Origin of the sequence: uncultured Chitinophaga sp. (genome assembly GCF_937874145.1) — a bacterium.
Classification (GTDB): domain Bacteria; phylum Bacteroidota; class Bacteroidia; order Chitinophagales; family Chitinophagaceae; genus Chitinophaga.
The window spans coordinates 1-11,280 of sequence record NZ_CALNBI010000348.1 but is presented as its reverse complement, the minus strand read 5'-3'; the positions used below and the strand labels follow the sequence as shown (position 1 = coordinate 11,280).

The window sequence follows — 11,280 nt, the reverse complement described above, 5'->3', positions numbered from 1 at the left end:
GGAATCTACCCTGCTTCCGATCATCGTGCTGGCAGCCGGCATTTATGGCTCCTATGCCTGCGCGGGCCTGTATGGCGTTGCGATCGCGGCGGCGGGCATGATGGCCACTACCGCCATGCAGCTGGCGATTGACGCGTTTGGGCCTATCGCCGACAACGCGGGCGGTATCGCAGAAATGAGCGAGCTTCCGAAAGACGTTCGTGAGAAAACCGACATCCTCGATGCGGTGGGCAACACCACCGCCGCAACCGGTAAAGGTTTCGCTATCGCTTCCGCGGCGCTCACCGCGCTGGCGCTCTTCGCCGCTTTCGTTGGCGTAGCGGGCATTTCCGGTATTGATATTTATAAAGCTGATGTACTGGCCGGCCTCTTCATCGGCGCCATGATCCCCTTCATCTTCTCTTCCCTCGCCATCCGCGCGGTAGGCGAAGCGGCCATGTCGATGGTGGAAGAAGTACGCCGCCAGTTCCGCACCATTCCCGGTATCATGGAAGGCACCGGCAAACCGGAATACGACAAATGCGTGGCTATTTCCACCGAAGCGTCGATCCGCAAGATGATGTTGCCCGGCGCGATAGCACTGCTTTCGCCCCTGATCGTTGGTTTTATCTTCGGACCTGAAGTGCTCGGCGGTTTCCTCGCCGGTGCAACCGTGAGCGGCGTGCTCATGGGCATGTTCCAGAACAACGCCGGCGGCGCCTGGGACAACGCCAAGAAATCTTTCGAGAAAGGCGTAGAGATCAATGGTGAGACCTATTACAAGAAATCCGAGCCTCACAAGGCTTCCGTTACCGGCGACACCGTGGGTGATCCTTTCAAAGACACTTCCGGCCCGTCCATGAACATCCTCATCAAACTGATGTCGATCGTTTCGCTGGTGATTGCGCCTACCCTCGCCGAAATCCACGTGCACAAACAGGAACCGCCCGTTGCCAAACAACAGCCGGCTCCCGAAGCACCTGCGAAGGAAGTTGCTGCAGTGAAGTTTTAATTATAACTGATTTTCGATAGAAAGGCCGGTCTCATCAGAGGCCGGCTTTTTTGATCCGCCGGGCCCCATTGTTGTTCCCACAGGAAAAACCGCTTTTCGAAAAGCCAATTCCGGCTGCGCGTAAACTATTGGAAAGCAGGAGCTTTGATCCGTAACCATCAGCCTGAACCGTCATCCTTTGTTAAAATTCCCGCCCCATTCCGATTTTCCGATTATGCTGAAAGATGGCAGATCGCCATGAGGATAAAGAATTGAAACCAGATAGTATACTCATGAAAGCGGCGGCGGAGTTTCGTTCTTTGCTGCCACAATTTCAGCGATTAAAACCGTCTGCAATCTGCGGGAATCCGGCATTGCCTTTCGGCGCACCCAAAGCACAGCCCATGGAAAAAATCGTGCTGCCCGCGCATTAAGACTTCACTCCTTCCCAAACCCGTCACGAAAACTTCGGCGCGGAATGCTACCGATCCGGCGGCTACCTGGGTAAATGGCGGTTGACATGGCCGGCCGGGATTTTTTTTGGTGGGATGAAAAATTCAGTCTATTTTTGTACTGTAATTTTAAATATTACAGAATTGATCCGCAGTAAATTCGCCATATACGTTCACATCCTTTCGCTCATGGGCAGTTTCCCGGAGGAATGGCTGACCTCCGACTTCATCGCGGGGTCGCTGAACAGCAATGCGGCGCTGGTACGGAAAGAACTGAGCGCGCTCCGCAATGCCGGCCTGGTTGAAAGCCGGGAAGGTAAAAACGGGGGAAGCCGCCTCGCCCGGCCGTTGGAAGACATCCGGTTGTCGGAAATATTCGCCCTCGTAAAGTCGGACCATATTTTCGGGTTTTCCCCGAACGACCCAAACCCCGCATGCCCGGTGGGCCGCAACATTAATAAAGCCCTCGACAGCCTTTTTACCGGCATCGATGAAACGGTTAGCCGGGAGCTATCTCCCATCACGCTGGCAGCATTCATCCAAAAGCACTTTTAATTTTTTTTAATCATAACTGTAATAATATTTATAACAATTTAAATCATTCACAACATGTCACACACTATTCTGGTACTCGGCGCAACTGGTTTTGCGGGAAAAGAAGTGGTCAAAGCGCTGGCAGGTAATCCTGGCATCCAGGTGAAAGCCGCTACCCGCTTCCCGGAAAAATATACAGCCCCGGCGGCGAACGTAAGCGCCGTGCGCCTCGTGCAGGAAGATGCTTCCACTTTCGCGCCCGCACTGGCCGGCGTTGACCTCGTTTTCCTTTCCGCCCTGCCCCTCGACGCCGATGCGGCGCCCAAACTGCGCCCGTTTATCGACGAAGCGAAGAAAGCGCAGGTGAAAAAGATCGTGTTCCTGTCCGCCATCGGCGTGGAGCATGTGGAAGCGGCGCCCCTCCGCCAGATCGAGCTGGCGCTGATCGCTTCGGGCATTCCGTACAACATCGTGCGGCCCAACTTCTTCATGGAGAACTTTTCGGAAGGGCCTTTCAGCCCCACCATCAAACAACTGGGCAAGATCCTCATTCCCGCCGGCGACGGTAAATATTCCGTGATCTCGACGGCCGACATCGCCGCCGTGTCTGTAGAACTGCTGCTCAACGAAGCGCATGTGGGCAGGGAACTGACGCTCACTGGTCCCGCGGCCATCGACAACCACGAAGCGGCGGCCATCATCTCGGCAGCATCCGGCAAAACCGTGACGTATGAAAATATTCCTGAGTCCGCGCTGATCGAAGGTGTTATCGCTTCCGGCGCCCCGGAAAGCGCGGCGCACTACCTCGCGATGCTGGTAGCGGCGGTAAGAAACGGACATTGCGCCGTGGTGACCACTGCCGTAAAAGATATTACCGGCAAGGAACCTGTTGCTTTTGAAGCGTTTGTACGCGAGCACCCCGCATCTTTTTCTTGATTGAAACAGCGGGATAAAACGAAAAAGGCCGCACTGTCGGACAGAGGCGGCCTTTTTTATGTCTTTTCCTGCCGGTTTACCGGGCCTGGAACTCCCTGGGGCTGCAGCCGAACTTCTTGCGGAAGGCGTTGCTGAAATGCTGGAGGGAAGAATACCCCAGTTCATCCGCGATTTCTGTGAAGCTATGCGCGCCGGTCCGGACGAGCCTTTGGGCTTCGTCGAGCCGGTGCTCGCTGAGATAGCCGAACACCGTATTGTTGAATACTTTGCGGAAACCGCTTTTCAGTTTGAATTCGTTGAGGCCCGCCAGCCGCGACAGTTCTCCCAGTGACGGGGGCTCCTGGGCGTTGGCCAGCAGGAGGTCGCGGGCGTAACGGATGCGCTCTTCCTCCGTGCGGTTGATTTCCGGCCGTTCTTTCCCATACCGGCCGCCCGACAGCAGCTCGATCTGCTCGCATTCGAGCGCCAGCAGTTCGATGGCTTTGGACTGGAGGAACAATTTCTTGAGGCCGCCCGAGAAATGGCAATCCCGCACTTCATCGATCACCTGCATCATGCGCGGAGTGATCTGGTACGACCGGTCGGGGAACACGGGCCTGTCGTTTTCCACGCTTTCTCCGAATTGTTCCAGCACGGGGCCGTTGCGGCGGGCGAGCTGCACGAAGCGGTCTTTCAGGAAAGTCAGCGCAAACACCTGGATTTCCGGCTGGCGTTCCACTTTGATCTGCTCTTCCGGTTCGGGCGTATACACGAGGTTATGCTCGAGCTGGCGGGTGCGCATGGCGTTGCGCATGCCTTTAATGTTGGCCGTCACTTCTCCCCTGATCATGAAATGCATGCCTACGCGCTGCAGGGTATCATGGCTTTCGACCTGTACTTTTTCATTGATATACGCCTTTCCGAAGCCCATCAGCACGCCATCGAAGCTGATTTCGTGGAAATCGGCCTTGCCGGCTTTGATATCGAGTTCGTGGCGGCGTTCGGTGAGTTCCTGGCCATTGTAATAGTCAGGGCACAACACCGTATCGTCGTGAAACAAGATTTCTTTGCGTTCGTTTGTGACGGTCATTGGCATAAGAAAATCCGTTTTATATAAGTTTAAATCCGTTTAATGCAAGCCGGTTACGCTTCCAGGAGCGAATTTTGAAGCAAATTAATTCAAAATCGTCGGACCATGATCGGCATCTTCAAAACAAATATCAATACCCAAAAAGAAAAAAAACTGGTGATCCGCGCCTTGTCCGGCGAGTTTTCCGTTACCATGTGCACCCTCGACCTGGAGGATTGCGACAAGGTGCTGCGGGTGGAGTGCCTGCAGATGGAAGAGCATCAGGTTATTTCGTTCGTGCGCGACCTGGGGTACCAGTGCGCCGTTCTGGACTAACAATATTCGTACGCGATCATGAAATTGCGCCCTTTCGGCGGGAAAAAACATGATTTCTATCAGATTCCGTAACCGGTTGTGCCTGTTAATCCCCCTTGAGACGCCCCCCGGGGCGGGTATCCCCTATCCGCCGGCCGAAAAACCACTATTTCCCCCTTTCCCCAGAAATAATTTCCCCACCATAGGGGTATGTTCTATTTTGCACGTCATATGTTCGGAAAATGTAACGGAACCCTTTTCCGGCCATCCTTCCGCCATCTCACAACACTGAAAACCAATATATGAAAACAACAGCCAGACTGCTGATGCACCTCCTACTCGTTTTGCTCGCGGCCAATTCGGCCTTCGCGCAGCAACGGTTTACCATCAGCGGTTACGTTAAAGACGAAAAAAACGGCGAATCCCTCATCGGCATTTCCATCGGTAAGCCCGGCACATCCGTGGGCACCGTAACCAACGAATATGGTTTTTACTCGCTCACCCTGCCCGCAGGCAAACACGAAATCCAGTTTTCCTATATCGGTTACCAGGCGCAGACCTTCACCGTCGACCTCAGCGCCAACAAACGGCTGGATGTGAAACTGGGCCAGTCGGACCGCCAGCTGAACGAAGTGGTGATCTCCGGCAAACAACAGGAAAAAAACATCAACACCCTCAATACCAGCCTCAACAAACTGGACATTGCTGAAATCAAGAAACTGCCTACGTTCATGGGCGAGGTGGATGTGATCCGCACGATCCAGACGCTGCCCGGTGTGAACACCGTGGGCGAAGGCGCCGCCAGCTTTAACGTGCGCGGCGGTAATGGCGACGAAAACCTCATCCTGCTCGACGAAGCGCCCGTATACAACTCCACCCACATGCTCGGTTTCTTCTCCGTTTTCAACCCTGACGCGGTAAAGAACATCAACCTCATCAAAGGCGGCTTCCCCGCGGAATATGGCGGCAGAACGGCTTCCGTGCTGGATATCAGGATGAAGGACGGGAACAACCAGAAATTCGGCATGACCGGCGGCATCGGCAATATCTTCAGCCGCCTGGCGCTGGAAGGGCCCATCCAGAAAGACAAATCCTCCTTCATCATCGCGGGCCGCAGGTCTTACATGGACGTGCTCATGAAGCCCTTCCTCAAAGGCGACATGAAAGACACCAAGCTGTATTTCTACGACCTCACGGCCAAAGTGAACTTCCAGCTGAATAAGAACAACAGTCTTTTCGTGAGCGGATATTTCGGCCGCGACGTATTCGGGTTCGGGAAAGAAGCCAACATGAACTGGGGCAACAACACGGCATCGCTGCGCTGGAACCACATTTTCAACAACCGCCTGTTCATGAACCTCACCACGTATTACACCAAATACGACTACAGCCTGAAGTTCCTGAGCGACGAGAAATCCACTTCCAGCCAGGAGTTCAGCTGGAAATCCAACATCATCAACTATGGCGTGAAGCCTGCATTCACCTACTACCTGAATGCCAACAACACCCTTCATTTCGGGGTACAGGGAACGTATTACACGTTCAGGCCGGGGCGCAGTCTTGCCCGCCAGGACGAACAGGAGTTCAACATCAACCTGAAAGATAAAAACGCCCTGGAAGGCGCGCTCTACCTCGATCACGAGTGGAAAGCGGGCAACAAATTCGGCGTGCAGTACGGCCTTCGCCTGTCGGGTTTCCAATACATTGGCAAAGGAACCGCTTACTATTATGCAGACACGGTGGCGGGCACACGCAAGCGATTCCTGGGCACGAAGGATTACGAACGCGGCAAAACGATCGCCGATTACTACTTCCTCGAGCCCCGCATTTCCGCGCGCTACGCCATCAACAGTTCATCGGCCATCAAGGCGGCTTTCAGCCGGTCGGCCCAATACATGCACCAATTGAGCAACACCGCTTCACCTACGCCTGTAGATATCTGGACGCCGGTTTCCAACAACGTGAAACCGCAGCTGACGGACCAGGTAACGGCCGGTTATTTCTATAACGCGCCCGGTGACAAGTTTGAGTTGTCGGCCGAGGTGTTTTATAAATCCATGCAGGACCAGCTGGACTTCATCGACAACGCCGACCTGGACCTGAACGAATACATTGAAGGAGATCTGCTCGCGGCGAAAGGGCGTGCCTATGGGTTGGAACTGTATGTGAAGAAAGATATCGGGGCAACGACGGGCTGGGTGAGCTATACCCTCAGCCGTTCGGAGCGCAAAACGCCGGGGCTGAGCCTGAACGAGTGGTTCATCAACCGGTACGACCGCACGCACAACCTGAACATCGTGATGAGCCACGAGCTGAACAAGCGCGCGAGCTTCAGCGCCAACTGGATGTTCGCATCCGGGACGCCGGCAACTTTTGCAGACGCGCGCCTCGAGTTCCAGGACTGGGATGTTCCTTACAACACCACCGAAAAGCGGAACAACTACCGCCTGAAGCCCTTCCATCGCCTCGACCTTTCCTTTACCTACAAAGGCAAGCAGCTGAAACGCTGGAAGGGGGAATGGGTAGTGAGCCTGTATAATGTATACGCCCGGAGGAACGCCTACACCGTATACTTCCGCCAGAACCCGGACGATCCTTCGAAGAAGGAAGCGGTTCGCCTCAGCATCATCGGGTCGATCATTCCCGGTATCACTTATAACTTCAAATTCTAATCTCCAAGCACGATCATATGAAAAGGAAATTCACCGCCATCGCCCTCCTGTTTGCCGCCGCCGGTTTTACCGCCTGCGAAGACACGATCGATATCGACATTCCGAACGGGAAAACCTATACGGTAGTAGACGCCTGGATCACGAATGTGCCTGGGAAACAGGATATCCGGATCACCCAGACGGTCCCGTATACCAGCAGCGGCTCGGCCCCTGTTGTCAGCGACGCCAAAGTAACTTTGACGGATATCACCGCCAACAAGACGTATGATTTCACTTTCGCCAACGGCGTCTACAGCCACGATCCCGGCGTTAACCGGATCGGGGAGATCGGGCACGCATACAAGCTGCGCGTGGAGTTGAAAGAAGGGATCTTCGAAGCTGTGGACACCATCAAACGCGTGCCGGAAGTGGACTCCATGGCCTACGACTTCAAAACGAAAGAAGAATCCATCAGCAACAAGGAAGGTTTTTACGCCCGGTTTTATGCGAAAGATATTCCCGGCGGCACGGATTACTACTGGATCCGGAGCACCCGCAATTCCGCCACCAGCGCGGGCCGTGTGGAAGACATCTTCGCGATCGACGGTTCTTTCGCGGAAAATATTTCGGATGGGTTAAATTTTATCCAGCCGATTTCGGAAGGGATAACGGATTACGACACGCCTTTCCAGGCGGGAGAGAATGTGACGGTAGCCATCAGGTCGTGCACCAAGCGGAGCCATACGTTCCTCAGCCAGGTGCAGGCGCAGATCGACCTGGGCGGGTTATTCGCCAAGATCCTGGAAAACGTACCCACTAACCTGAAAAACACCGACAATAATTCGCAGGGCCGTGTGCTGGGATGGTTCGGGACTTCGGCAATTACGTGGAGCTCAATACAAATGGAGCATTAATCAACCTAAAGATCACCCCATAAAAACCAATGAACATGAACAAAACAGGTAAGCGCCTGCTGCTTGCCCTGGCCGTGCTTTGCACTGTTCCGGCACTTGCGCAGGAGAAAATCGAAAGCCTCGCCAAAGGCGGCAAGGTAAGAGTGGGCGGATTCGGCGCCCCCACCATCAAATTCACCAGCTTCGACGATGAGCTGGGCGTGCTGCTGGGCGGTTACGCCGGCGTGATGCTCAACAGCAAACTGATGCTGGGCGCAGGCGCATATGCACTCGTCAACAACATCGAAGCGCCCCGGGCCAATCCTACTGACGCCACGATGTACTGGAACATGTGGTATACGGGCTTTGTGCCGGAATATACCATCAAGGGCAACAAGCTCGTGCACCTGGCCGTGGGCGCCCTCGTTGGCGGCGGCGGCGTGTTTATGAACGAGCGTTTCAAGAACTGGGAAGATTACGAATCCATCGGTTACAGCAGCTTCTTCGTGGGAGAGCCGCACCTGAACCTGGAAATGAATATCACTTCGTACCTGCGCCTCGGCATCGGCGGCTCTTACCGATTTGTGCGGGGTTCGGGAACCGAAGGCATTACGGACGAGAAGCTGAGCGGGCCTTCCGCACACTTCACCATCAAGGCAGGGCGCTTCTAGGCCCGTCACCAGCGGATCATCTTTTCCGGTAAAAAAGGCCGGCACGGGAATTTTCGTTAACTTTTGGCAAAAGGAATATTCCGCGCTCCCTAACCAGTAAAGATGATCCGTTTTTTATGGACCTGATACATTTCGCCATACCCGGTTTTATCCTGCTGATCACCGCCGAAGTGATTTTCTCCGCGGTGGAGAAGCGGGATCTCTACGAAACGAAGGACGCCGCCAGCAGCATCGCCATGGGGCTGGGGAACGTTATCATCGGGCTTTTCACGAAGGCCGTCATATTTCTCATTTATTTAGCCGCCTACGAATTCCGCTTCTTCACGCCCGACGCATCGCTATGGTGGGTTTGGGCGTTATGTTTTTTCGCGGATGACCTCACTTATTACTGGTTCCACCGCAGCAGCCACGAGATCCGTTATTTCTGGGCCTCGCACGTCGTCCACCATTCCAGCCGCCGGTACAATCTTTCCACTGCCCTCCGCCAAACGTGGACGGGCAACCTGAGCGGGGCTTTCCTGTTCTGGATCTGGATGCCGCTCGTGGGCTTCCACCCGGCGATGGTGATGGCCATGCAGTCGATCAGCCTCCTTTACCAGTTCTGGATCCATACCGAAGCGATCCATAAACTCCCGCGCCCGCTGGAATTTGTGTTGAACACACCCTCGCACCACCGGGTGCACCATTCTTCCGAAATCAAGTACCTCGACCGTAACCATGGCGGCGTCCTCATCATCTGGGACCGCCTTTTCGGCACTTTCCAGCCGGAGGAGGAAAGGCCGGTGTACGGGTTGACGGTGAACATCGAAACCTACAATCCCCTGCGGATAGCTACGCACGAATGGGCGGCGATCTGGCGCGACCTGCGCCGGGCGCGCACCTGGAAAGAGGCCTGGATGTATGTTTTCGGGGCGCCGGGCTGGGACAGGGATGGCAACGGGAAGACGGCCAAAGCGCTCCGCACGTCCGTTTTACCCCCCTCCGCTCCTCCTGCCGGCATGCCGCTTATCCAAAAATAATCTTCACTATTTTGCATTTACGAAAACTATCGTACATTTGATTACGAAGAAATTCGTACAAAGGAGAGATATCATGGAAAACAAGGCAAACAACAAGAATGTACGTCCAACCGAAAGCGAGCTGGAAATCCTCACAATCCTCTGGGAGCGCGGGGCCAGCACGGTGAGGGAGGTGCATGAGATTTTGGAGAAGCAGAAGGAAGCGGGTTACACCACTACCCTGAAGCTGATGCAGATCATGCATGAAAAGGGCTTGCTGCAGCGGGATGCAAGCGCGAAGACGCATATTTATGAAGCCGCCGTTCCGAAGGAACAAACACAGGCGCAGTTGTTGAACAAAATGATCGATACGGTTTTTTCCGGTTCCGCGTCCCAGCTGGTTTTGCAGGCTTTGGGCGGCCACCGTTCGTCGCGCGAGGAGCTCGACCGCATTCGGGAATATCTGAACGAAATCGATAAAAAACAGTCGTAATACTCGTTTTATGCACGCGTTACTTCCTTTCACGACAGACCTTATCCAGGCTTTCGGCTGGACGATCCTGCATTCCTTCTGGCAGGGCTGCTGCGTCTTTTTCTGTTTGCGTATCGTGCTGTGGCTTTGGCCGCAGGCCGGGCCGTCCATCAAATATCATCTCTCCTTTCTGTCGCTGACAGGCATTGCGGGATGGTTCGGCGCCACGTTTTATACGCAGCTGAAATCGATCCGCGACGCTTCAGAGGCGGTGGTGATGGCTGCCGGGGCAGGGATGCCCGCGATGCCCGTGCCGCTTGCTTTTGCGAGCACGCCGGCGCCGGACGAGGGGCTGAAGGCTGTTTTGCCCGGCATGGAAGCTTACTTCCCGCTGCTGGTGGGGATTTACGTGGTAGGTGTGACATTGATGACCATTCGCCTGTGCGTGGACCTGGCGCAGCTGAAAACGCTGCGCAGACAGGGCTTATCTTCGCTGGGGCGCGCCTGGGAAGAACATCTTGAGGCCCTTACCCGCAAAATGGGCATCGGGAAGCGTGTGGGATTGTTCATTTCCGGTAACCTGCAGGTGCCGGTGATGATAGGGTTCATCCGCCCGGTGATCCTGCTCCCGGCCGCCATGGTCAACAATCTCAGCCCGGAACAGCTGGAAGCCATCCTGCTGCACGAGCTGGCGCACATCAAACGCAATGATTATCTCCTGAATATCTTCCAATCCATTGTAGAAACGCTCCTTTTCTTCAACCCGTTCGTATGGTGGATTTCCCGCAATATCCGCCTGGAACGCGAACATTGCTGCGACGACCTCGTGCTCGCCAGCACCGTTCAGCCCATGCACTACGCCAAAGCCCTGGTTGCACTGGAAGAATTCCGCCTTACCGTGAACCCGATGGCCATGGCCGCCGCGCATGACCGGCACCATTTATTTCATCGCATCAAACGCATCATGGAAATGAAAACGAAACATCTCAACTATAGCCAGCGGCTCCTGGCGCTCATGATCATCGTAACCGGCCTCGTGTCTATCGCCTGGCTTACACCCGACAGCAAGCGCCGCCAGGAAGCCAAAACGGATACCGTTGCACCCAAACCCGCACCGGCCGCCGCTGCCCAGTCCTCCCCTTCCGCCAAGCCTTTCATGACCGAACCGGAAATCCCGGTGCTGCCCTCGCCCGCCGCTATCCCGGTTCCGCCAGCTCCCCCGGCCCCGGAGCCACTGGCGCTGGCCCTGGTTCCGCCTGCCCCGGTTGCACCGCCCGCGCCGCCCACGAGGTCGAGACGATCGCCGTCGCACTGGGCGCGAGCGCCGAGGAGTTCTTCGG

General features: G+C 55.2%; 12 protein-coding genes. 11 read left to right on the top strand and 1 reads right to left on the bottom strand.

Features of this window, described 5'->3' with window-relative positions:
- From Q0510_RS17085 to Q0510_RS17070, 4 genes are all read left to right on the top strand, one after another.
- A partial coding sequence (locus Q0510_RS17085) for a sodium/proton-translocating pyrophosphatase (RefSeq protein ID WP_298714544.1) occupies window positions 1-991 on the top strand: 991 nt, incomplete at its 5' end.
- A gap of 224 nt (window positions 992-1,215) precedes the next feature.
- Window positions 1,216-1,404 carry a hypothetical protein gene (locus tag Q0510_RS17080; protein ID WP_298714541.1) on the top strand — a complete coding sequence of 63 codons (189 nt, stop codon included), beginning with the start codon at window positions 1,216-1,218 and terminating at the stop codon, window positions 1,402-1,404.
- A gap of 162 nt (window positions 1,405-1,566) precedes the next feature.
- Window positions 1,567-1,977: an Rrf2 family transcriptional regulator gene (locus Q0510_RS17075; RefSeq protein WP_298714539.1), complete on the top strand. Its 411-nt coding sequence runs from the start codon at window positions 1,567-1,569 to the stop codon at window positions 1,975-1,977.
- A 54-nt stretch (window positions 1,978-2,031) separates the two neighbouring features.
- On the top strand, window positions 2,032-2,892 hold the full coding sequence (locus Q0510_RS17070; protein WP_298714537.1) for an NAD(P)H-binding protein: 861 nt from the start codon (window positions 2,032-2,034) through the stop codon (window positions 2,890-2,892).
- Between the two features lie 76 nt (window positions 2,893-2,968).
- Here the strand turns inward: Q0510_RS17070 and Q0510_RS17065 are convergent, their stop codons facing one another.
- Window positions 2,969-3,967 (bottom strand): AraC family transcriptional regulator, encoded by a 999-nt coding sequence (locus tag Q0510_RS17065; RefSeq protein WP_298714534.1) that lies wholly within the window; start codon window positions 3,965-3,967, stop codon window positions 2,969-2,971.
- 99 nt (window positions 3,968-4,066) lie between these two features.
- On the opposite strand from Q0510_RS17065, the gene Q0510_RS17060 reads away from it, so the two are divergent.
- The 7 genes from Q0510_RS17060 to Q0510_RS17030 form a co-directional block, all read left to right on the top strand.
- On the top strand, window positions 4,067-4,276 hold the full coding sequence (locus tag Q0510_RS17060; RefSeq protein ID WP_298714531.1) for a hypothetical protein: 210 nt from the start codon (window positions 4,067-4,069) through the stop codon (window positions 4,274-4,276).
- 281 nt (window positions 4,277-4,557) lie between these two features.
- Window positions 4,558-6,927, top strand: a complete 2,370-nt coding sequence (locus Q0510_RS17055) for a carboxypeptidase-like regulatory domain-containing protein (RefSeq protein ID WP_298714528.1) — start codon at window positions 4,558-4,560, stop codon at window positions 6,925-6,927.
- 17 nt (window positions 6,928-6,944) lie between these two features.
- A complete protein-coding gene (locus Q0510_RS17050) occupies window positions 6,945-7,820 on the top strand; it encodes a DUF4249 domain-containing protein (RefSeq protein WP_298714525.1) in 876 nt (291 codons plus the stop codon).
- 35 nt (window positions 7,821-7,855) lie between these two features.
- Complete coding sequence (locus Q0510_RS17045) at window positions 7,856-8,470, top strand: outer membrane beta-barrel protein (RefSeq protein ID WP_298714522.1); 615 nt, start codon at window positions 7,856-7,858, stop codon at window positions 8,468-8,470.
- A 116-nt stretch (window positions 8,471-8,586) separates the two neighbouring features.
- A complete protein-coding gene (locus tag Q0510_RS17040) occupies window positions 8,587-9,489 on the top strand; it encodes a sterol desaturase family protein (protein WP_298714520.1) in 903 nt (300 codons plus the stop codon).
- A 73-nt stretch (window positions 9,490-9,562) separates the two neighbouring features.
- Window positions 9,563-9,961, top strand: coding sequence for a BlaI/MecI/CopY family transcriptional regulator (locus tag Q0510_RS17035; RefSeq protein WP_298714518.1), 399 nt, complete (start codon window positions 9,563-9,565; stop codon window positions 9,959-9,961).
- 10 nt (window positions 9,962-9,971) lie between these two features.
- The coding region (locus tag Q0510_RS17030) for a M56 family metallopeptidase (RefSeq protein ID WP_298714515.1) at window positions 9,972-11,280 on the top strand (1,309 nt) is incomplete at its 3' end.